Here is a 19885-nt window from a genome sequence, read left to right as displayed (position 1 = left end):
CCCCGGCTTTCGCCGGATGTCACCAGGTGCAAGCCTCCGCCAGCACCCTTCCAGTCCGCGTCAGTTCATAGCGACTCGCCGGCGGGCGCAGGTCGAGCACTTCGCGCGACACCAGCCCATGCTTGCCCAGCGCCGTCAGCCCCTGAGACAAGGCGCGGGGCGTTGCCGGGGCGAGCAGGCGCGACAGCGCGTTGAAGCGGTCGTGCCCGGCGCCGATTCCGGCGACGAGCGGCAGGCCCCAGCGCGTCGCGGCGCCGCGAGGCAGGCCGATTTCCCGCTGCGCTACGGCGATCGCGGCGGCGCGCGCGGCTGCGGCCCGCCCTTTTTCGGTGAGGATATATTCGGGCCGCAGCGGGTGGCCGTGGCCGGGGTTGCGCTGCACCCAGCCGATCCTTGCCGCAGCATCGAGCGTGCGTGCGCAGCTGTCGCGCGACAGCCCGAGCCGGTGGATCAGCTCGACGAAGCGTGCGCCCTTGTGCGCCGCGAGGTCGGCGAGCAGCGGCACCAGCCAGCGGTGGCTGCCAAGCTCGACAAGCAGGGGATCGGGTGTGCTTGACTGCATTTGCAACTAACTATACAAACCAGATCATCGAGGCAAGCGATTTGGGGTGCGGCATGGCTTGCCGTGCCGGTCGGCTGGCGGTCAGGGAGGAAGCTATGGCGCTTGAGATCGGGTCGGAACTCACCTGTTCGATGGGGGTCAGGGACATGACCGCATCGATCGCATGGTATGAGCGGGTGATGTTGTGCGAGCTGCTCTACCGCGCCGACGAGATCGGCTGGTGCGAGCTGAAGACCCCGATGACGGGGGTCAATATCGGGCTCAGCCAAATCGAAAATGTGGTGCAGGGCGGCGGCGCGACCAATGTGTTCGAGGTCGCCGATATCGAGGCAGCGAAAGCGCATCTCGACGCCGAGGGCGTAAAGCAGGACGGCGATATCCAGCATATACCGGGGTTGGTGAAGCTGCTCACCTTTTACGACCCCGACGGCAACGCCTTCATGTTCTCACAATCCGAGATCGCGCCATGATGCGGCTTGGGTGGGCCGCGGCGGCGCTGCTCGCGCCCGCCGGGCCCGCCGTCGAGGCGCCTTCGCTCGCTGCCTGGCATGGCAGCTGGGTCGGAGAGGGCGAGGCGTTCGGCAAGCCCGCGACCGCGACGCTCGAAATCGCACCGGACGCGGGCGGCGCGACGGTGCTGGCCTATCGTCTGAGCATCGCCGGGACGCCGTCCGTCATCTATGCGGCCAACGCGACCTATGCCTTTGATGCCGAGGGGCGGTTGTACGGGAAATGGACCGACGACACGGGCCGAACGCGCGCGATCGCGGGCGGAGTGAATGCGGCGAAATGGTGGACACATTGGGGCAGCGCCGATGTCGAGATCGGCCGGTCGGCCTATGTCCTTGAAGAGGACGGAAGACTCGTTGTCAGCGATTCGATTCTGCAGGACGACGGCAATTGGCGCGTCTTCGCCATGCTGCGCTACACGCGCAAAACCCCGTGAAACTGCCATTTTCAGGCAATATTCCTGTCGCGCACAAAAAAAAGAGGGCCGGGACTTGCGTCCCGGCCCAGCCTTTCAGGCTCTCCCCTCCTGAAACTGTTGACCCAATGAATGCCATATTAATGTCATGTTGGAAAGGCTAAAATTGCGGCAATGCTGCACAAAATTTGTGCAGCATTTCAGCGCGAAAAAGGGGCCGCGTTGCGGTCGCGCCCGACCCCCTTTCCACTCTTAAAAGCCCTTTCGTACCGTGACGCCGAAGGTGCGCGGCTGGTTCGTCGCAAAGCCGAGCCGCGCCCGCCCGCCGCGTTCGCGGTCGAAGGCGAGCAGCGCATTTTCGTCGAACAGATTGTTCACATAGACCGAGATTTCGAGTTCGTCCGGAAACTCGATCCCCGCGCCGAGATTGACCAGCTGATAGTCGGGCAGCTTGAGGTCCAGCGTCGTCGCCGACCCGATCGGCGCGCCGCCGAAGGTGAAGCCGTGCACGAAAGTCCGCGGGTTGTTCTCCTGGTCGCCCGGCTGGGTATAGCGGCTGCCGACATGCTGGAAGGAGGCGGTGACGAAGGCGTTGGTGTCCGACGAGGGATCGATCGGGAAGCTGTAGGTCGCGTTCGCCGACATCTGGAACTTCGGTACCGAGGGCAGGCGGTTGCCGTCACGGATACCCTCGATCACCGTGCCGTTCGGGCGCGTCAGCGTCGAGTCGAACTCAGCCTCGACATAGCTGCCCGACAATCCGAGATCGAGCCCGGTGACGGGGCTCGCCGACAGCTCGAATTCGAGCCCCATCGTATGCGCGTCGGCGTTGAACACGATGCGCGACGAGCAACTGCCGGCGTCGGCGGTGACCTGCAGATTGTTGATCTTCGTATAGAAGCCGGCGGCGTTGAACGTGATGCCGCCGAACTGCGCCTTCACCCCGCCTTCGTAGTTCCACAGCGTTTCGTCGTCGTAGCGCGGCCGGCCGCCAAACGTCTCCGCGTCGGGGCCGTTCGGCACGCCGCCGTCGCAGAGCGGCAGGTTCAGCGGGTCGTTGACGCCGCCGAGGCGGAAACCCTTCGACGCCTGCGCGTTCAGCGTGATGCCGTCGGCGACGTCGTAGCTCAAGAGAAGGCGCGGCGAAAAGCCGGTCGACGAGGTCTTGTCGCGGTCGTTGTCGCCGTTCGTGAACAGTCCTCCCGATACGAAGCGGCGCGTTTCGTCGAAGGCATAATAGCGCCCGCCCACCGTCGCGGTGAGGCGCTCGGTGAAATCATAGCTGACCTCGCCGAAGATCGCTATTTGCGACAGGTCATAGGGGATGTCGGCATTGTACGGTGAATTGGGGCCGAACCCGTTCGCCACCGCCGCAGAGGTTCCGTCGCCAAGCGTCGCATCGGTGACGGCATCGTAGCCCGGTGTCGGCAGGCGCTGCGTATAGTCGCGTTTGACGTTGGCATAATAGCCGCCGATCAGCCACTGGAAGGGACCGGTGCCGGCGGAGTTCACGCGCACTTCCTGCGTGAACTGCTTGACGCCGGTCGTGTCGACGAGGTTCGACGGGAGCAGGATGCCCGCGTCGGGGAAGCCGAGGTCGGCCGACACGCTGCCGGTGAGCGCGCTCGCATCGCGGCTGACGAGGATGTCGCGATCGGTATAGCTCGTGACCGAGGTCAGGCCGATCGTATCGCCGGCATAGTTCATCGTGAGGTCGAAAAGCTTGACCTCGTCCTCGAACGCTTCGTCGAGGAGCAGATATTGCTGGCGCTCGTCGAAGGTCACCTGCGGCCGCGTCGTCGTGAACGGGTTGGCGAAAAGGTTATAGACCTCCTGCCGGTTGAAACCGTCGGTGGTCACCTTCTGATAGACGAAGCGCGGGGTGATCGAGAGATTCTCGGCGGGTTCCCAGCGGAGCGACACGCGCCCGCCATAGCGTTCGCCGTCGTTGACATCCTCGGTCACGCCGCCGCCCTCGCGCAGCGCGTCGATGAAGCCGCCGTATCGCGTGTAATAGCCGACCGCGCGCATCGCGAGATTGGAACTGAGCGGCAGGTTGATCGCGCCCTTGAGGTGTCCGCCGAAATCGTCGCCGTCGACGAGATTCACATTGCCCTCGACCTTGCCCTCGACGCGGTCCGTGGTCGGCTGGTTGGTGATGTAGCGCAGCGTGCCGCCGACCGAACCCGAGCCGAAGAGCGTGCCCTGCGGCCCGCGCAGTGTCTCGACGCGGTTCAAATCGAACAGGTCGAGGTCGGGGGTGAAGAGTGAGAGCGAGACGACAGATTCGTCGAGATAGACGCCGACCTGTTCCTTGACGCCTGGCTGGTCGCGCGCGATCTGGCCCGCCGAAACGCCGCGCACCGACACCTGGCTCTGCCCGGGGCCGAGGTTTTGAACGGTCAGGCCCGCGACATTGCGCGACAGATCCTCGATCGTGCTGGCGTTGGCGCGTTCGATCGCCTGCTCGGTCTGGGCGTTGATCGAAAAGGGAACGTCCTGAAGGCTCGCGTCGCGTTTGGTGGCGGTGACGATGATCTCATTGCCGTCGTAGCCGCCCGAAGTCGCGTCCTGCGCCGCTGCCGGGGTGCCTGCGAGCGCAAGGCACGACAAGCCCGCGAGCAAAGATGCTCGGTTGTTCATGATAATCCTCCTCCTGGTGGCCAATCTTCGCTGGTCCGTCCGGGAGGGTGCGCCTCTTGCGGGTGATCTGCAATGGGGGACGATTCGCACGTAATAAAATTACTCTGACCTGTTGCGTCGTAGCCACAGTCAAAAAAACGGCCGGAACGTCGGTTCAGGGCCCGTGGCCCTTCCGGCCACAACCAAAAAAAAGGCCGGGACATCGGTCCCGGCCAGTGGTTCGCAGGAGGAACCCGGTGAGGATCCCGCCGCCGTTTGAAAGGAGAGAGACGTGCGGCGACGGGTATCCTGTCTCGTCAATAATTGTAGGCGCGCTCTCCATGCTCGCCGAGGTCGAGGCCTTCGCGCTCCACCTCTTCGGAGACGCGCCCGCCGGTAACCGCCTTGGCGATATAGAAGGCAATGGCCGAACCGACCGCCGACCAGAGGACGGCGACGCCGACCGACTTGATCTGGATCCAGAGCTGGCTGCCGAGGACATAGTCGTCGCCGGCCGGACCGCCGAGCGCGGGCAGCATCGTGACCGCGGTCAGGATCGAGCCGATCAGGCCGCCGATGCCGTGGATGCCGAACACGTCGAGCGAGTCGTCGAAACCGAGCTTGGCTTTCAGCTTCATCACGAACCAGCAGCAGACAATACCCGCAACGGCGCCGAGCAGGATCGCGCCGAACGGACCCGAGTTGCCCGCGGCCGGGGTGACCGCGACAAGGCCGGCGATCGCACCCGAACAGGCGCCGAGCAGCGAGCCCTTGTGGCCGAGGACGCGCTCGGTGAGCATCCAGAACAGGACGCCGGCGGCGGTGGCGGTGAAGGTGTTGATCAGCGCGAGGCCGGCCGAACCATTGGCTTCGAGCGCCGAGCCGGCGTTGAAGCCGAACCAGCCCACCCAGAGCAGCCCGGTGCCGATCAGCGTCATGGTCAGCGAGTGCGGCGCCATGATGTCCTTCTGATAGCCGCTCCGCTTGCCGATGATCAGGCAGCCGACGAGCGCCGCGACACCGGCGTTGATGTGGACCACCGTACCGCCCGCGAAGTCGAGCGCGCCCCAGCCGAAGATCAGGCCCGTCGCTTCATCGGTGCCGCCGAGATACCAGACCATGTGCGCGATCGGGTAATAGACGATGGTCAGCCAGACGATCGCGAAGACCATGACCGCGGAGAATTTCATGCGCTCGACGAGCCCGCCGAGGACCAGCGCGACGGTGATCGCCGAGAAGGTCATCTGGAAGGCGATGAAGACGAATTCGGGGATCACGACGCCGTCGCTGAAGGTCGCGACGGTCGAATCCGCGGTGACTCCGGCGAGGAACAGTTTGCCTGACGAAATATACTCATTGCCGTCGCCGCCAAAGGCGAGGCTGTAGCCGAACATCACCCACATGATCATCGCGAGCGCCGCGACCGCGAGGATCTGCGTCAGAACCGACGCCATATTCTTGGTGCGGACGAGGCCGCCGTAGAACAACGCGAGGCCGGGGACGATCATCGCCATGACGAGCACGGTGGAAATCATCATCCAGGCGGTGTCACCCTTGTCGGGTGTCGGCGCGGCCGCCTCTGCGACGGCGGGCGCCGCTTCTTGCGCCCAGGCGGGCAGCGCGGCGAACAGCGAGAGGCCGGCGGCCCCGGCGCTCGCCGCAATCTTGTTTGCGAACGTCATAGTTTCCCCCTTCGTCATTACAGTGCCGCCTCGCCGGTCTCGCCCGTGCGGATACGCACGGCCTGACCGACGTCGAGGACGAAAATCTTGCCGTCGCCGATCGAACCGGTGCCGGCGCTTTGCTGCAAGGTTTCGACGACCCGCGGTGCGAGCGCGTCGTCGCAGACGAGCTCGATCTTCACCTTCGGCACCATGTTGGTGGCATATTCGGCGCCGCGATAGATTTCGGTCTGCCCCTTCTGCCGGCCGAAGCCCTTGACCTCGGTCACGGTCATGCCGGCGATGCCGAGTCCGGTGAGCGCCTCGCGCACCTCGTCGAGCTTGAATGGTTTGATGATGGCCAGGATCAGCTTCATGACGCCCCCTTTTGCTAATGGCACCATGTTGCACTGCAACGGGCGTGCCAGATTGCGCGCACGGGGCGAAAGTTAACATTTTGTGACGGTTTTGGACTCGCCGACGCGCCAGATCGTGCGTTTGATGGGCAGGAAAGGCAGGGCTATGCCTAAATTTTAGGCAAAGATTGCTATTTTGTTGCTCTGAACCGGGCCCAGATCGGCAGATGGTCGGACGCGCGCGCGGCGAGCGCGCTGCGGTGCACGCCCGCCTCGATCGCTTCGAGATCGGGCGAAGCGAAGATGCGGTCGAGCCGCGCGACGGGGCGGCGGCTGTGGAAGCTGTGGCCGGTGTCGACGGGGCGGTGATGCGCGCCGAAATCGGCGAGGCAGCCGCCGCTCGCGCGCCATTCGTTGCAGTCGCCCATCAGGATCGTCGGCAGGTCTTCGCCTTCGGCGACATGGTGCAGGATCGCGCGGGCCTGCTGGCGCCGCCGCAGCCCCGAAATGTCGAGGTGCATGCCGACGACGCGCAGCCGCGTGTCGCCGATGCGGATCGTCGCCGCGACCGCGCCGCGCGGCTCGAGGGTCGGCAGGTGAAGCGCGTGGCTTTCCTCGACCTCGGCGCCCTTGCGCACGAGGAGCGCATTGCCGTGCCAGCCGATCGCATAGGGGCGGCCGCTCAGGAGGTCGACGGGGACATAGTCGCTATGGTCCTCGAACATGTGCGGCGGGATCGCGCTCGCGCGCGTGCCGAACCGGCGGTCGGCCTCCTGCAATGCGACGATATCGGCGTCGAGTTCGCCGAGCACCGATAGCACCCGGCCGGGGTCGCGGCGGCGATCGAGCCCGATGCCCTTGCGCATATTGTAACTGGCGACCTTGATCATGTTCGGCGTTTTCACAGGATTAGGGACGAACGGATGCGGGGTTGGTTGCGTTTTACAGGCTCGTCATTGCGAGCGGAGCGAAGCAATCCAGGGCGGCTTACGTCCCGCTGGATTGCCGCGTCGCTTCGCTCCTCGCAATGACGAAGTGAGGAAACCACGACTCTAGGGTGTGGTAAACTCGGCCATCAGCGCCTGCGCTTCGCTCAGATCCTCGTCGAGCACCATCACGCGCACGGGGATGAGCAGCCCGACGCTTTCGGCGATGTTCATGCCCGCATCGAAGCACACAGCGTGGACGCCGGCGCTTTCGAGCCGGCCGCGCAGCAGCTCGGCCTCCGCACCGTTGGGAAGACGCACCAGCTCGACCAGCGGCATCAGGCGTCGCCCGCGATGAAGCGGTCGGTCGGGCGCGTGGGCAGCCCGTCGATGCTTTGCGTGCGTCCCTTGAATTTTTCGACCCAGAGGTCGCGGTCGGCCTGGCGGTGGTATTTCTGCAGCGTGTCGCGCTCATGCTGCAATTCCATCATCGGCACGCCCCAGCCGCAGCTCGTCTGCACGCTGTCGATATCGATCACGAAAATCTGGCGCGTGCCCGGAATCAGCGTGAAATGCGCCGCAAGCGCCTCCCACTCGGCATCCTGCGGCAGCACGGCGCGGCCGCGACCATAGATGCGCAGGATCAGCGCGCTGCGATCGAAGGCGCAGAACATGATCGTGATGCGGCCGTCGGCGGCGAGATGCGCGTGGGTCTCGTTCCCCGATCCGCCGAGGTCGAGATAGGCGACCCGCGTATCCGACAGGACGCGGAAGCTGTCGGCATAGCCCTTGGGCGACAGGTTGATGCGCGCATCGGCGGCGGCGGTCGCGGTGAAATAGACCGGCTGCCTTTCGATGAAGGCGATATGCTTGTCGGTCAGCGTATCGGTGAATTCGGCCATGGCTGCTCTCCGTTTGCAGCTCGCCCTATCACCAATTCTTGCCCTCTTCTATCGCCGCTTCTTCCTCGGGACGCGTCGCGCGGCCGAGCGCTTCGTTGCGGTGGGGGAAGCGGCCGAAGCGGTCGACGATGTCGAAATGCTTCTTCGCATAATCCTGGAACATCGGATCGTCGAAGCGCGCGAACAGGCGCAGCGATTCGCGCTGGTCGCCGATGTCCTCGCTGTGCTGGAAGGGCAGGCAGGCGAACTGGCGGCGTTCCTCGGGCCAGTTTTCTTGCCAGCCGCGTTCGACGATCCCGCGCGCGATGGCGCGCGCGAGGCTGTCGGTCGCAAAGGCATCGGCGTGGCCGCGATAGATGTTTCGCGGCACCTGGTCGAAGAGGATCGTCGCGGCGAGCGCCGTGTCGGGGTCGGTCAGGAAGCTCTCCGCCGGCTGCGAGCGGAGCGCTTCGTGCCAGCCCTCGGCCAGGTCGCGGACCGCCGCGTCGAAATCGGCGCCGCCGCCGTACCAGTCGTCCATGCCGTGCGCTTCGAACCAGAAGGCGAGGAGCTGCCGGGCCCAGTCGGCGGGTGGCGGGGCGGGCGATATGTCCAAGTCATTTGTCATTGCGAGCGGAGCGAAGCAATCCAGAGCGGTTTACGCAAGCTCTGGATTGCCGCGTTTCGTTCGGCTCCTCGCCATGAGGGAACGGATGATCCTTATTCGCCCTTCGCGCGGCGATAGGGGACGAACTCCCCGAGCGACACGAAGCCGCTGTACATGCGGCTCGTCCGATCGCGCAGTTCGAGCGTGTCGATGCTGCACAGCTGGCTACCCGTCGTCCTGAGGACGAGGATATCGTCGTCGTCGAGCGATTCGGCGCCGCCCTTCGGCCGGTTGACCCAATAGGTGCTGCCGACCTTGTAGACGATCGCGGTCTTGTCGATGATCTGCGAGCTGCGCGCGGTCGAGAGCGGGATGCAATCCCGCGGTTCGCCAGCGACGCGGCCTTCGAGCAGCTTGGCAAGCTGTGCTTCGGGTTCGAGCTTCTCGCGCGCCATGGCGGCGGGGGCGGCGGTTACAGCCGCGGCGGCAATGAGCGCCGGGATGAGGTGACGCATGGTTCGACTCCTGTCTTCATCATACCCTACCCGGCGCCCTCTTACGCGATCACGCGTGAACAGGGGCTGACTCGCCGCCGTTTCAGCACGCCCCGTCGGGGAGCGGGATGCCGAACGGACCCTTGCACTTTTTCTTTTTTGCAGGCTCTGCCGGGGCGCTGCCGCCTGTCGACGATCCGCCCATGCCGCCGAAATCGGCGCCGATCATCAGCATGGTGTGCGAACGGAAGCGGACTTTCGCGGTCCAGTCGATATTCCACACGGCGTTGCCCGCGGGCTTGGGCGGATAGGAGAAATTGGCTTCGGGGCCAAAGGCGTTGAGGTTTCCGAACATCATTTCGCCCGACGCCTTTTTGACCTCGGCCGGAATCTGGCAGCTCGTCTGCGCGGGCGGCATCACGATCTTTCTGGTCACGAGGTTGGCGACGGTCGCGGGCGGCAGCCAGTCCCACAGCCCGCCGCCGAACTGCTGCGATGCGCTGCTGGTCCACCATATCATGTCGCCGTTCCCACCGCCGCGGTCCATGCCGCCGAACGCCCAGGCGACGTAGCCGGTCGCTGGCTGGAGCGCGTTCCAGCGGATCATCACCGACCCGTCGCCCTGCATCGCGGTCGACGCAGTCAGCGCAGGCATATAATCCTGCGCGAGGGTGAAATTGATATCCGGCCCGACATTGCCCGCGATGCGGTGCGCGCCGAGCAGCGAGCTGTCCTTCGGCACCGCCTTCGACGATTTGCGGTTCGGCCAGTCGGCATAGGAGGCGCTGTTCGACGCCATCACCTCGCGTATGCGCGGGACGGTCGAGGTAAAGAGGTTCGGCGGCACTTGCCCCGCCGCGACCTTGGCAAAGTCGATCACGACGGGCTGCCCCGGCCCGGCCTTGGCGCCGCAGCCCCAATAAAGCAGCAGGCGGCCCTTGGGCCGCTCGAAATTATCGGGCATTTCATTGCCGTCCTCGCGCGGACGCGGCTGGCTGGGCTCTGGCCCCCACAGCGGCAAGGACGCGCCAAGCTTCGCCTGCGGCTGGAAGAAATGATCGGCGCGCACGGGCGGCTTGGTCGGCGGCTGGTTTGCCCCCAGGCGAAGTTCGATCGTGCGCGCGACCTGATTGTCGGGGCCGCCCCCGAACATCATCCCCATCATCCCGCCCACGCCGGGCTTGCGCCCGCCCGCGGTCATCGCGGCGAACCCCGACGCGGTCGCGACGTCCATCTCGTAACGCTCTTTGGGACCGGTGGTCTTTTGCGCCGAGCCGGGAACGGCGGCGAGCATCGCGGCGATAGCGGCGACGGAAACGAAACGCAGACTCGAACGCATATTATCCTCCCTGTTGCGAGGGATCCCCCCACGGATGATGCGACCGAAACCTGTTCTTGTTTGACGCTGTTATATGCGCTGATCGGGCGAACGCCAAGTGAGGGCGATCACAGGCGCAAATCACCATCGTCGCCCCGGACTTGATCCGGGGTCCATTGCGGCGATGGCGTCATGGATGCCGGACCAGGCCCGGCATGACGATATGGGGGTCAGGCCGTCCCGCCCACGGTCAGCCCGCTGACCAGCAAGGTCGGCTGGCCAACCCCGGCGGGGACGCTCTGGCCGCCCTTGCCGCAGATGCCGATGCCTTCGTCGATCGCCATGTCGTTGCCGATGCCCGTGACCTTGGTCAGCACGCTCGGACCATCACCGATCAGCGTCGCGCCCTTGATCGAGTCGCCCAGCTTGCCGTTCTCGATCTTGTACGCTTCGGTGCAGGAAAAGACGAACTTGCCCGACACGATATCGACCTGTCCGCCGCCGAAGCTCTTGGCGAAGATACCGTTCTTGACGCGGCTCAGAAGCTCGGCGGGATCGTCGTTCCCGCCGCGCATGAAAGTGTTGGTCATCCGCGGCATCGGCGCGTGCGCGAAGCTTTCGCGGCGGCCGTTGCCTGTGGGTTCGACGCCCATCAGCCGTGCGTTGAGGCGGTCCTGCATATAGCCCTTCAAAATACCGTCCTCGATCAGGATCGTCTCGCCGGTCGGGGTGCCTTCGTCGTCGATCGAAAGCGACCCGCGGCGGCCGCCGCCGACCGGGCTTTCCATCGCGCCATCGTCGACGACGGTGACGCCGGGCGCGGCGACGCGCTCGCCGATCCGGCCCGAAAAAGCACTGGTGCCCTTGCGGTTGAAATCGCCCTCGAGCCCGTGACCGACCGCTTCGTGCAGAAGCACGCCGGGCCAGCCGGGACCGAGCAACACGGTGAACTCGCCCGCGGGGGCGTCGACTGCGCGGAGGTTGACGAGCGCCTGCGACAGCGCCTCGTCGATCGCGCGGTTCCACTGCGCTTCCTCGAACAGATGGTCGTACATGTAACGGCCGCCGAGGCCGAAATAGCCCGATTCCCGACGCCCGTTCTCCTCGACGACGATCGAGACGTTGAGGCGGACGAGCGGGCGGATGTCGGTCGCGACGAAGCCGTCGGCGCGGACGATTTCGACCACCGACCAGCTGCCCGCCAGCGCAACCGACACCTGCACGACGCGCGGGTCGCGCGCGCGCGCTGCGGCATCTACCTTTTGGCAGAGCTCGACCTTTTTTGCGAAGGGGATGAGGTCGAGCGGGTTCGCTTCGTCATAAAGATGGCGGTTGGTGCGCGGCGGCGGGCCGGCGGGCGCCTGCCCGGCGGGGTCGAGCAACGCGAGCGTCTCGGCCGCGCGGCGGATCGCACCGGCGCTGACATCGCTCGCGTGCGCAAAGCCCGTCATCTCGCCCGATACGGCGCGCAGGCCGAAACCCGCGTCGGTCGAATAGTCGGCGGTCTTCAATCGCCCGTCGTCGAAGCCGAAGCTCTCGGTCGCGCGATATTGCAGGTAGAGTTCGCCGTCATCGGCCTTGGCGAGCGCTTCGCGCGCGAGCTTCTGCGCCAGATCGGGGTCGAGCGCGTCGGCACGATAAAGGAAGCGGCGGGGATCGGTCGGGCTTGTCATCGGCCCGATATAGGCACGCGCAAGCGTCGGCGCCAGCGCTCAGAGATAATTGACGGTGAGCGTGAATGTCCCGCTGTAACTCCCCGCGGGCTGGTTCGCTGGGACGTTGAGCGTGCCGCCGATATAATAGGTCTGCACCCCGCTCGGCAGCAATGTGCCGCCCAGCAGCGCGATGCCGCCGCCGCTGGTGCTCGCGGCGCGGACGAGGGTCGCGGTCATCGCCGGAGCGCCGCCGCCCGCGCGCGTGAGCGTGGCCGAGGTGCTGCCCGATACGGTGATCAGGAAGATACCGCCGGTGCCCTGGAACACCGCGCGGCGGCCGTCGTTGCCGACGAGTGTCGCGCCGCCGGTCGCGCCGCGCCCGTTGGTGAGGGGGTTGATCGTCACCGTGCCGCCCGTCGGGCCGCTGATCAGCGTGCCAAAGTCGAGATCGTCGGTCTTGATCAGCGTGTTCGGACGAACGACCGCGGCATTGGCGGTGCCGCCCAGGTCGGCGGCGTGCGCTGGTCCGCATAGCGCCGCGATCGCCGTTGCCACGGCGATGGCCAGGACGCGAGCCGCGCCCCGACAGTTTCTGGTCCCTCGAATCCCCACAGATTCTGCTCCTGTCTGGCACATACTATGCCAGCGGGACCTTCATCACTGATGCATGGGGTTGGTAAATCGGCCGTTTACTTCCGGCCGGCGGCCTAAGCTTTATCGGCGATCCCGCCGATGAGGACGAACCGCCGGTCGCAATAGCCGCAATCGGCGAAGCCTTCGTCGGGGTCGATTTCGAGCCACACGCGCGGATGGCCGAGCGCCGCATCGGCGAGGCCGTCGCCGGTGCCGTCGCAGGCGATGCGGGTCTTGGGCGTGCGGATGGTTTCGGGTGCGGGCTGGGTCATCGATCGCGCCCATAGCAAGGCCGCGAAGGCTCGGCAATCGGGTCTGCGCGATGACGGCAGGGCCGTGACGGCACCGGTGCAAACGCCGCATGGGCGCAAGTGGTCCCCCGGTGCCGTCTTCCCCCCACAGGAAGGCCTAAAGATAGTTGAGCGTGATCGTGAACGTGCCGCTGTAATCGCCCGGCGCCTGGTTCGCTCCGACCTCGAGCGTTCCGCCGACAGGGAAGTTGTAATTGCCAAGCGGCGAGGTGATTCGAAATCGCGTTGGCGCGGTCGACAGGATCGCGGTCGGCGTGCTGCCGATTTCGAAATTGCGGACGCGCATCCTTGTACCCGGTCCGGTGATCCAGATCATATTCGATCCCAGGGATATATTGACCTGACGGTTGAAACTGCCGAGCCCGGCGAAGCGCGCAGGTTCGCCGCCGTTACCCGCGAGCGTGACGCCCCCGGTGCGGCTTCGCGACCCGTCGGGCTCGATCGTCACCGTTCCCGCGCTCGCCGACGGGATGATGTCGCCGAAATGAAGGTCGTTCACCTTGAAGAAGGAAAGCGGACGAAGCACGATGGCTTCGGCCTCGCCCTGCGCGCCGCCCTGTGCCAGCGCCGGCGCGGCGAGGGCGGGCGCGATCAAGAGCGCAGCGATGGCTAGCCCGCGCTGCATAGGCAGCGGGCAAAAGATGTGACTGGTCCCCACAGGCCTCGTCCTAGCGGCAAGTTTCCAATTTAGCGTTAACGCCCCCGGTCAGCAGAAAATCTATCGGCGATGATGCCTTTCGCGTGGGCCGACGCGCGGCTATGGAGGCGGCCATGAGTGAAGCCGCCATCCGCATCGACGCCGTCTCCAAAATCTATGCCGGCGGCAAGCAGGCGCTCGACAATGTCAGTTTCGACGTACCGCGAGGGGCAATCTTCGGGCTGCTCGGGCCGAACGGCGCGGGCAAGTCGACGCTGATCAACATCCTCGCCGGCCTCGTCAACAAGACCGGCGGCCATGCGAGCATCTGGGGCTTCGACATCGACGCCGACCCGCGCAACGCCAAATATTCGATCGGCATCGTGCCGCAGGAGATCGTCTTCGATCCCTTTTTCACGCCGTTCGAGACGCTGGAGAATCAGGCGGGGCTATACGGCGTGCCCAAGGACAAGCGTATTTCCGACGAGCTGCTCGCCGCGGTGCATCTCAGCGACAAGCGCGACGCCTATGCGCGCACGCTGTCGGGCGGCATGAAGCGCCGGCTTCTCGTCGCGAAGGCGATGGTGCATTCGCCGCCGATCATCGTGCTCGACGAACCGACCGCGGGGGTCGATATCGAGCTTCGTCAGCAACTCTGGGAATATGTGCAGAGCCTCAACGATCGCGGCGTGACCGTGGTGCTCACGACGCACTATCTGGAGGAAGCCGAGGAGCTCTGCGACCGCATCGCGATCATCAACCATGGCAAGCTGATCGCGAACAAGCCGACGCGCGAGCTGGTCGACATGGCGCGCGAAAAGATCGTCGTCGTGACGCTCGACGCCGATGTCACGGTGCTGCCGACGCATCCGGCGTTCGAAAAGGTCGAGCGCGACGGGACGCGCGGGCTCGCGATCAGCTATAACAAGGACCGGATGAACGCGGGCGAAGTGCTCGCGGCGGTGAACGCGATGGGGCACGGCATCGTCGATGTTTCGACGCGCGAGGCCGACCTTGAGGACGTCTTCCTCAACCTGACGCGCAGCGCGGCCTGAGGCTCAGCGCCGGTAGCGCGCGAAAAAGGCCCACATCGCCTCATTATCGGCGACCCATTCGTGGCCGCGACCCTGGACGATACGCCCTGCGACGCGCGCGTTGCCGAGGCAGTTCGAATAGATTTTCTCTTCGGCGGTCTCGGACACGGGGACGGTTTCGGGGCCGGTGCTGCAGCGATCGAGCTCGGCCCAGCGCGCGAGCGCGGTCGCCATCGAATATTGCCAATAGCCGGCACCGCCGCCCGCGACGGGGTTGGTCGTGTCGTCGCTGCCCGCAAAGGCATAGACCGGAACCGCCTTCTCCGGCCGACAGGTTGCGGGGTCGGGGCGCTGCGGATCGCCGGGTGAAGGATTGCCGGCGCGAAGCCCGACGACGGGTGCGATCGCCGCGAAGCGATCCGACGCGACGCAGCCGAGCCACGAGGTCATGCGCCCGCCGCCCGACAGGCCCGTCGCGTAGACACGCTCGGCATCGATGCACCTCTGCCCGGCAAGCCAGTCGATCGCGGCGGTCAGATAGGCGACGTCGTCGGGATCGTCGGCGGTCGGCAACGCGCCGGTGACGGTCGGCACGCCGGGGATGTTCCAGACGAAGCCCTTGCCAGCGGGAATGCCGGCATCGGGCGCCGCGAGCAGGAAGCCGTGATGGTCGGAGGTCGCGGCGAGCCCCGAATGGCGGAGCATTTCCTGCCCATTTCCGGTGCTGCCGTGGAGAAGGAAGACGAGCGGCCGATCGCGGATGCGGCGCACCCCGACGGGAATATGAATCAGCATCGAACGCCCGGTGTCGCCGACCGCGACGCGCTGCGTCGTTCCCGGTGCGCCGAGGGTGCAGCCGGGTGCGGCCAGTGCGGGCGTGCCGAAACCGAGAACCGCGATCAGGGCGACGGCTAGGATGCGAAACAGGGACAGGGGGCTTCTCCTTCGCGGCTTTGCTAGGCGGCGAGGGCGGTTGCGGCAAGGGCGCGCATCGAATTGAACCGCCGCCGCTTTCGCGTATAGGTGCGCGCACCGACGGCCGAGAGGAGCCTGCCTTGTCCACCGAAATGCAGCATGACGTCATCATCATCGGCTCGGGCGCCGCGGGGCTGACCGCCGCGATCGCGCTCGCCGATCATTGCCGCGTGCTGGTGCTCGCGAAGGGCGAGCTGACCGGCGGGTCGACCGCCTGGGCGCAGGGCGGCATCGCGGCGGTGCTCGATGCGGGCGATACGTTCGAGAATCACATCGAGGACACGATGGTCGCCGGAGCGGGCCTGAACCGCCGCGACACGGTCGAGTTCGTGATCGAGAACGCCCCGCATGCGATCGAGCGGCTCGTCGAAATGGGCGTGCCGTTCAACAAGGACGCCGAGGCGCTGCACTTGACGCGCGAGGGCGGGCATTCGCACCGCCGCATCGTCCATGTCGACGACGCGACCGGCTGGGCGGTGCAGGCGGCACTGCTCAAGACTGCGGAGGCGCATCCGAACATCACCCTGCTGCCCGGACAGGCGTGCATCGACCTGATCACCGGGCGGCATGAGCTACGCTATTCGGGTTCGGGGCGCGTCTGGGGCGTCTATGCGCTCGACGAGAAGAGCGGCGAAGTCCACGCGTATATCGGCCGCGCGACGATCCTCGCCAGCGGCGGGGCAGGGCGCGTGTATCAATTCTCCACCGCCCCGCGCGGCGCGACCGGCGACGGCATCGCGATGGCATGGCGCGCGGGCGCGCGCGTGTCGAACATGGAGATGATGCAGTTCCACCCGACCTGCCTCTATAATCTCGACGTCAAGAATTTCCTGATCACCGAAGCGGTGCGCGGCGAGGGCGGGATATTGAGGCACCCCGTCACGGGGCACCGTTACATGCCGGATTATGACGCGCGCGCCGAACTTGCGCCGCGCGACGTCGTCGCGCGCGCGAACGACGATCAGATCAAGCGCTTCGGGCTCGATTATGTCCATCTCGACATCAGCCATCAGGACCCCGATTTCGTCGCGGGGCATTTCCCGAACATCTATGAAAAGCTGTTGACGCTGGGCATCGACATGACGAAGCAGCCGATCCCGGTGGTGCCCGCGCAGCATTATACGTGCGGCGGGGTGCTGATCGACCTCGAAGGGCGCACCGACCTGCCCGGGCTTTATGCGGCAGGCGAATGCACCGAAAGCGGGTTGCACGGCGCGAACCGCCTCGCGTCGAACTCGCTGCTCGAATGCTTCGTCTTCGGCGAGGCGGCGGCAAGGGACATCGTCGCGCGCTGGGATGAGCTCGACGCCCCGCCGCCGATCCGGCCGTGGGACGAAAGCCGCGTGACCGATTCGGACGAAGAGGTCGTGATCAAGCAAAACTGGACCGAGATCCGCCGTTTCATGTGGAACTATGTCGGCATCGTCCGCACCACGAAGCGGCTCGAACGCGCGCGGCACCGCATCGACATGATGACGCACGAGGTCGAGGATTATTACGGCCACTTTCGCGTCACCACCGACCTCATCGAACTGCGCAACCTGCTGCAATGCGCCGAGCTGATCGTCAGGAGCGCGCTCCACCGCAAGGAAAGCCGCGGGCTGCATTATACGCTCGACTATCCCGACCTGCTGCCGCAGGCGGTCGATACGGTTTTGGTGCCCTAACCGCCTACACCGACCAGCCGCCCAACCAAAATCAACACGATCGCGCCGATCACCGAGGCGAGGCAGCCGGCGCGGTGGAAATCGCCGCGGCCGCGCGAGGTGGCGAGGCCGGCGAGCAGCGAGCCACCGATGCCGAGCAGGATCGTCGCGACCCATCCCATCTCTACCGCGCCGGGGTAGAAGAAGCGCGCCAGTGCGCCGATGATCAGGCCCGACAGGATCGCGCCGATGATGTTGATCATGCGTTGAATCCTTCGTTGAGAAAGCGTTCGGCGAGCGCGGCGTGCAAGGCGGCGCCGCGCGCCATCACGCTCTCGTCGAGCACCATATGGTTGCTGTGGAGCCCGCAACATTGGCGCCAGTCGCTGCCCGCCTCGCTCGCGCCAAGCCAGAACATCGCGCCGGGGACTTTCTCGAGGACGTAGGAGAAATCCTCGGCGCCCATCACCGGATTGTCCATCGTCAGCCAGGCCTGCTCGCCAAAGGTCGCCTCGACGACCGACTGGCCGAAGCTCACCGCGCGGCTGTCGCAGATGGTGACGGGGAAGCCCTCCTCGATCTGCACCGCGGCGGTACAGCCGTGCGCTTCGGCGATCGCGGGGGCGAGGCGCTTCAGTTCGCGCGCGACCATCGCGCGGCGTTCGGGCGACAGCGTGCGGATCGTGCCGAGCATTTCGGCACTTTCGGGGATGATATTGTTCGTCGTTCCTGCGGCGATCTTTGCGATGGTGACGACGGCGGGGTCGAAAACCGAGATGCGGCGCGTCACCATCGTCTGGATCGCGGTGACGATCGCACAGGCAACGGGGATCGGGTCGATGCTGTCGTGCGGCATCGAGGCATGCCCGCCCGCGCCCTTCACGGTGATCGACAGGACATCGGACGAGGCGAGCAGCGGCCCGGCGCGCCCGGCGAAGATGCCGTGCGGCGCGTTGGGCATGATGTGGAGCGCAAAGGCGGCATCGGGCAGCGGGTCGATGATCCCGTCATCGAGCATGAAGCGCGCGCCATGATGGCCCTCCTCGCCCGGCTGGAACATGAACATCACGGTGCCAGGGAGCCGATCGCGCGCCGCGCAGAGCAGCTTCGCCGCGCCGACGAGCATCGCGACATGCGTGTCGTGCCCGCAGGCGTGCATCGCGCCGCTGATCTCCGAAGAGAAATCGAGCCCGGTATCTTCGAGCAAGGGCAACGCATCCATGTCGCCGCGCAGCAACACGGTGCGGCCGTTGGCGGGCCCGCGCAGGATCGCGACGAGGCCGGTGGTCGAAGGCCCCTCGCGAAACTCGAGCGGCAGCCCGGCGAGCGCCTGCTTGATCTTCGCGAGCGTCTTGGGGTTCTGAAGCCCGAGCTCGGGTTCGCGGTGGATCGCGCGGCGAAGGTCGACGAGGTCGGATAGGAGAGTTTCGGCCTCCGCGGGCCAGCTTCGAGCAATCTCGTTCATTTCTTTCCTCCTCCGAAGAGTTGCCGTCCCGCCAAATCGAGCATGATTTCCTCGCTGCCGCCCCCGATCGCATTGACGCGGACCTCGCGGTAGATGCGTTCGACCTTGCTGCCGGTGATATAGCTCGCGCCGCCGAGGATCTGTGCCGCCTCGCGCGCTACGCTTTCGAGCATCCGCGTCGCCTGAACCTTCAGCATCGCGAAGTCCGCTGGGCGGTCCTTGCCCTCTTTCACCTGCCACGCGCAGAGGTCGACCCACGCCTGCGTCGCTTCGATCTGGCGTTCCATGTCGGCGAGCTTGATGCGGATCGACTGGTGGCCGACGAGCGGTTTGCCGAAGGTTTCGCGGCTCTGCGCCCATTCGGCGGCCTCCGCCATCGCGACGCGGGCATAGGCGCAGCAGCCCATTGCCATGCCGAGCCGCTCGCTGTTGAAATTGCGCATGATGCCAATGAAGCCGCCATTCTCGGGACCGATCAGATTCTCGGCGGGGACGCGGACATCGCCGAAGTGGATCGCGGCGGTGTCGCTGCAGCGCCAGCCCATCTTGTCGAGCCGCGTGCGCTCGACCCCGGGCGCGTCCATCTCGATCAGCAGCAGCGAGATGCCCGCGGCGCCCGGGCCGCCGGTTCTCACCGCGCAGGTGAGCCAGTCGGCGCGCATCCCGCTGGTGATGAACATCTTCCCGCCGTTGACGATGTAGCTGCCACCGTCGCGAACCGCCGTCGTTTTGAGGTTCGCGACGTCGCTGCCTCCGCCCGCTTCGGTGATGCCGAGCGCGATGATCTTGTCGCCCGCGAGTACCGGCGGCGCGACGCGCTGTTTCAGTTCGTCCGACCCCAATGCGAGGATCGGCGGCAGGCCGATGCCGTGCGTCATCAACGACGCGCCGAGCCCGCCCGCGCCGACCGCCGCGAGTTCCTCGGTCAGCACCAAGCCATGGAAATTGTCGAAGCCTTCCGAATGGCCGCCATATTGTTCGGGATAGCGCAGGCCAAGGATGCCCGCGTCGGACGCCTTCTTGTGGAGTTCGCGCGGCAGCTCGCCTTCGGCCTCCCAGCGGTCGATGTGCGGCGCGATCTCGCGCGACACGAACCGGCGGACGCTTTGCGCCAGCGCTTCGTGGGTTTCGTCATAATAGGGCGACCTTGCGCGCCAGTCGTCGAAGGCTGTCATGC

The 19885-nt window shown here is 65.9% G+C and carries 22 protein-coding genes; 4 read left to right on the top strand and 18 right to left on the bottom strand.

Features of this window, described 5'->3' with window-relative positions; translation table 11 throughout:
- Positions 1 to 19: 19 nt before the first annotated feature.
- The gene (locus tag VSX79_RS16100) at positions 20 to 562 is read right to left on the bottom strand and encodes a winged helix-turn-helix transcriptional regulator (RefSeq protein ID WP_179493521.1); all 543 of its coding nucleotides are present in this window, start codon (positions 560 to 562) and stop codon (positions 20 to 22) included.
- A gap of 95 nt (positions 563 to 657) precedes the next feature.
- Here VSX79_RS16100 and VSX79_RS16095 point away from each other — a divergent pair, with 95 nt between their 5' ends.
- Positions 658 to 1032 carry a VOC family protein gene (locus tag VSX79_RS16095; RefSeq protein WP_179493522.1) on the top strand — a complete coding sequence of 125 codons (375 nt, stop codon included), beginning with the start codon at positions 658 to 660 and terminating at the stop codon, positions 1030 to 1032.
- On the top strand, positions 1029 to 1508 hold the full coding sequence (locus VSX79_RS16090; protein ID WP_179493523.1) for a hypothetical protein: 480 nt from the start codon (positions 1029 to 1031) through the stop codon (positions 1506 to 1508). Before VSX79_RS16095 ends, VSX79_RS16090 begins: the two co-directional genes overlap by 4 nt.
- 231 nt (positions 1509 to 1739) lie before the next feature.
- Here the strand turns inward: VSX79_RS16090 and VSX79_RS16085 are convergent, their stop codons facing one another.
- The 13 genes from VSX79_RS16085 to VSX79_RS16025 form a co-directional block, all read right to left on the bottom strand.
- Positions 1740 to 4130, bottom strand: coding sequence for a TonB-dependent receptor (locus tag VSX79_RS16085; RefSeq protein WP_179493524.1), 2391 nt, complete (start codon positions 4128 to 4130; stop codon positions 1740 to 1742).
- 296 nt (positions 4131 to 4426) lie between these two features.
- Positions 4427 to 5791, bottom strand: a complete 1365-nt coding sequence (locus tag VSX79_RS16080) for an ammonium transporter (protein ID WP_179493525.1) — start codon at positions 5789 to 5791, stop codon at positions 4427 to 4429.
- Positions 5792 to 5808: 17 nt separating this feature from the next.
- Positions 5809 to 6147 carry a P-II family nitrogen regulator gene (locus VSX79_RS16075; RefSeq protein ID WP_003043080.1) on the bottom strand — a complete coding sequence of 113 codons (339 nt, stop codon included), beginning with the start codon at positions 6145 to 6147 and terminating at the stop codon, positions 5809 to 5811.
- Positions 6148 to 6317: 170 nt separating this feature from the next.
- The gene (locus VSX79_RS16070; RefSeq protein WP_179493526.1) at positions 6318 to 7016 is read right to left on the bottom strand and encodes an endonuclease/exonuclease/phosphatase family protein; all 699 of its coding nucleotides are present in this window, start codon (positions 7014 to 7016) and stop codon (positions 6318 to 6320) included.
- 162 nt (positions 7017 to 7178) lie between these two features.
- Positions 7179 to 7391 carry a putative signal transducing protein gene (locus tag VSX79_RS16065; RefSeq protein ID WP_179493527.1) on the bottom strand — a complete coding sequence of 71 codons (213 nt, stop codon included), beginning with the start codon at positions 7389 to 7391 and terminating at the stop codon, positions 7179 to 7181.
- Positions 7391 to 7954, bottom strand: coding sequence for a pyridoxamine 5'-phosphate oxidase family protein (locus tag VSX79_RS16060; RefSeq protein ID WP_179493528.1), 564 nt, complete (start codon positions 7952 to 7954; stop codon positions 7391 to 7393). Before VSX79_RS16060 ends, VSX79_RS16065 begins: the two co-directional genes overlap by 1 nt.
- Positions 7955 to 7982: 28 nt before the next feature.
- Positions 7983 to 8549, bottom strand: a complete 567-nt coding sequence (locus VSX79_RS16055; RefSeq protein ID WP_326913853.1) for a DUF924 family protein — start codon at positions 8547 to 8549, stop codon at positions 7983 to 7985.
- A gap of 104 nt (positions 8550 to 8653) precedes the next feature.
- The gene (locus VSX79_RS16050; protein WP_326913852.1) at positions 8654 to 9055 is read right to left on the bottom strand and encodes a hypothetical protein; all 402 of its coding nucleotides are present in this window, start codon (positions 9053 to 9055) and stop codon (positions 8654 to 8656) included.
- Positions 9056 to 9137: 82 nt separating this feature from the next.
- Positions 9138 to 10373, bottom strand: coding sequence for a hypothetical protein (locus tag VSX79_RS16045; protein WP_326913851.1), 1236 nt, complete (start codon positions 10371 to 10373; stop codon positions 9138 to 9140).
- Between the two features lie 209 nt (positions 10374 to 10582).
- On the bottom strand, positions 10583 to 12025 hold the full coding sequence (gene tldD, locus VSX79_RS16040; RefSeq protein ID WP_179493532.1) for a metalloprotease TldD: 1443 nt from the start codon (positions 12023 to 12025) through the stop codon (positions 10583 to 10585).
- A gap of 39 nt (positions 12026 to 12064) precedes the next feature.
- Positions 12065 to 12562, bottom strand: a complete 498-nt coding sequence (locus VSX79_RS16035) for a DUF4402 domain-containing protein (RefSeq protein ID WP_179493533.1) — start codon at positions 12560 to 12562, stop codon at positions 12065 to 12067.
- A gap of 152 nt (positions 12563 to 12714) precedes the next feature.
- Positions 12715 to 12912 carry a zinc-finger domain-containing protein gene (locus tag VSX79_RS16030; RefSeq protein WP_179493534.1) on the bottom strand — a complete coding sequence of 66 codons (198 nt, stop codon included), beginning with the start codon at positions 12910 to 12912 and terminating at the stop codon, positions 12715 to 12717.
- A gap of 136 nt (positions 12913 to 13048) precedes the next feature.
- Positions 13049 to 13546 carry a DUF4402 domain-containing protein gene (locus tag VSX79_RS16025; RefSeq protein WP_257017974.1) on the bottom strand — a complete coding sequence of 166 codons (498 nt, stop codon included), beginning with the start codon at positions 13544 to 13546 and terminating at the stop codon, positions 13049 to 13051.
- Positions 13547 to 13722: 176 nt separating this feature from the next.
- On the opposite strand from VSX79_RS16025, the gene VSX79_RS16020 reads away from it, so the two are divergent.
- Positions 13723 to 14643, top strand: a complete 921-nt coding sequence (locus VSX79_RS16020) for an ABC transporter ATP-binding protein (protein ID WP_179493535.1) — start codon at positions 13723 to 13725, stop codon at positions 14641 to 14643.
- Between the two features lie 3 nt (positions 14644 to 14646).
- Here VSX79_RS16020 and VSX79_RS16015 read toward each other — a convergent pair whose 3' ends face one another.
- Entirely contained in the window at positions 14647 to 15417 is a 771-nt protein-coding gene (locus tag VSX79_RS16015; RefSeq protein WP_326913850.1) for an alpha/beta hydrolase family esterase, read from the bottom strand.
- 272 nt (positions 15418 to 15689) lie between these two features.
- Between VSX79_RS16015 and nadB the strand changes: the two genes are divergently transcribed.
- Positions 15690 to 17264: an L-aspartate oxidase gene (gene nadB, locus VSX79_RS16010; RefSeq protein WP_326915263.1), complete on the top strand. Its 1575-nt coding sequence runs from the start codon at positions 15690 to 15692 to the stop codon at positions 17262 to 17264.
- Here nadB and VSX79_RS16005 read toward each other — a convergent pair.
- From VSX79_RS16005 to VSX79_RS15995, 3 genes are read right to left on the bottom strand one after another with little or no spacing between them, the layout of a single operon-like run.
- The gene (locus VSX79_RS16005) at positions 17261 to 17506 is read right to left on the bottom strand and encodes a GlsB/YeaQ/YmgE family stress response membrane protein (RefSeq protein ID WP_179493537.1); all 246 of its coding nucleotides are present in this window, start codon (positions 17504 to 17506) and stop codon (positions 17261 to 17263) included. The two genes, nadB and VSX79_RS16005, sit on opposite strands and share 4 nt — an antisense overlap.
- Positions 17503 to 18708: a M20 metallopeptidase family protein gene (locus tag VSX79_RS16000; RefSeq protein ID WP_179493538.1), complete on the bottom strand. Its 1206-nt coding sequence runs from the start codon at positions 18706 to 18708 to the stop codon at positions 17503 to 17505. The genes VSX79_RS16005 and VSX79_RS16000 overlap by 4 nt, the downstream gene beginning before the upstream one ends.
- Positions 18705 to 19883, bottom strand: coding sequence for an acyl-CoA dehydrogenase family protein (locus VSX79_RS15995; protein WP_179493539.1), 1179 nt, complete (start codon positions 19881 to 19883; stop codon positions 18705 to 18707). Before VSX79_RS15995 ends, VSX79_RS16000 begins: the two co-directional genes overlap by 4 nt.
- Positions 19884 to 19885: the final 2 nt, after the last annotated feature.

The sequence above is a fragment of the Sphingopyxis chilensis genome (assembly GCF_035930445.1).
GTDB classification, from domain to species: domain Bacteria; phylum Pseudomonadota; class Alphaproteobacteria; order Sphingomonadales; family Sphingomonadaceae; genus Sphingopyxis; species Sphingopyxis chilensis.
The sequence above is the reverse complement of the archived record's forward strand: the minus strand, read 5'-3'. Positions and strand labels throughout refer to the sequence as shown.

Excerpts from the sequence above, each read along its gene's own strand:
- VSX79_RS16100 (WP_179493521.1), bottom strand. The coding sequence starts at position 562 with ATGCAGTCAAGCACACCCGATCCCCTGCTTGTCGAGCTTGGCAGCCAC.
- VSX79_RS16095 (WP_179493522.1), top strand. The coding sequence starts at position 658 with ATGGCGCTTGAGATCGGGTCGGAACTCACCTGTTCGATGGGGGTCAGG.
- VSX79_RS16090 (WP_179493523.1), top strand. The coding sequence starts at position 1,029 with ATGATGCGGCTTGGGTGGGCCGCGGCGGCGCTGCTCGCGCCCGCCGGG.
- VSX79_RS16085 (WP_179493524.1), bottom strand. The coding sequence starts at position 4,130 with ATGAACAACCGAGCATCTTTGCTCGCGGGCTTGTCGTGCCTTGCGCTC.
- VSX79_RS16080 (WP_179493525.1), bottom strand. The coding sequence starts at position 5,791 with ATGACGTTCGCAAACAAGATTGCGGCGAGCGCCGGGGCCGCCGGCCTC.
- VSX79_RS16075 (WP_003043080.1), bottom strand. The coding sequence starts at position 6,147 with ATGAAGCTGATCCTGGCCATCATCAAACCATTCAAGCTCGACGAGGTG.
- VSX79_RS16070 (WP_179493526.1), bottom strand. The coding sequence starts at position 7,016 with ATGATCAAGGTCGCCAGTTACAATATGCGCAAGGGCATCGGGCTCGAT.
- VSX79_RS16065 (WP_179493527.1), bottom strand. The coding sequence starts at position 7,391 with ATGCCGCTGGTCGAGCTGGTGCGTCTTCCCAACGGTGCGGAGGCCGAG.
- VSX79_RS16060 (WP_179493528.1), bottom strand. The coding sequence starts at position 7,954 with ATGGCCGAATTCACCGATACGCTGACCGACAAGCATATCGCCTTCATC.
- VSX79_RS16050 (WP_326913852.1), bottom strand. The coding sequence starts at position 9,055 with ATGCGTCACCTCATCCCGGCGCTCATTGCCGCCGCGGCTGTAACCGCC.
- VSX79_RS16045 (WP_326913851.1), bottom strand. The coding sequence starts at position 10,373 with ATGCGTTCGAGTCTGCGTTTCGTTTCCGTCGCCGCTATCGCCGCGATG.
- tldD (WP_179493532.1), bottom strand. The coding sequence starts at position 12,025 with ATGACAAGCCCGACCGATCCCCGCCGCTTCCTTTATCGTGCCGACGCG.
- VSX79_RS16030 (WP_179493534.1), bottom strand. The coding sequence starts at position 12,912 with ATGACCCAGCCCGCACCCGAAACCATCCGCACGCCCAAGACCCGCATC.
- VSX79_RS16020 (WP_179493535.1), top strand. The coding sequence starts at position 13,723 with ATGAGTGAAGCCGCCATCCGCATCGACGCCGTCTCCAAAATCTATGCC.
- VSX79_RS16015 (WP_326913850.1), bottom strand. The coding sequence starts at position 15,417 with ATGCTGATTCATATTCCCGTCGGGGTGCGCCGCATCCGCGATCGGCCG.
- nadB (WP_326915263.1), top strand. The coding sequence starts at position 15,690 with ATGCAGCATGACGTCATCATCATCGGCTCGGGCGCCGCGGGGCTGACC.
- VSX79_RS16005 (WP_179493537.1), bottom strand. The coding sequence starts at position 17,506 with ATGATCAACATCATCGGCGCGATCCTGTCGGGCCTGATCATCGGCGCA.
- VSX79_RS16000 (WP_179493538.1), bottom strand. The coding sequence starts at position 18,708 with ATGAACGAGATTGCTCGAAGCTGGCCCGCGGAGGCCGAAACTCTCCTA.
- VSX79_RS15995 (WP_179493539.1), bottom strand. The coding sequence starts at position 19,883 with ATGACAGCCTTCGACGACTGGCGCGCAAGGTCGCCCTATTATGACGAA.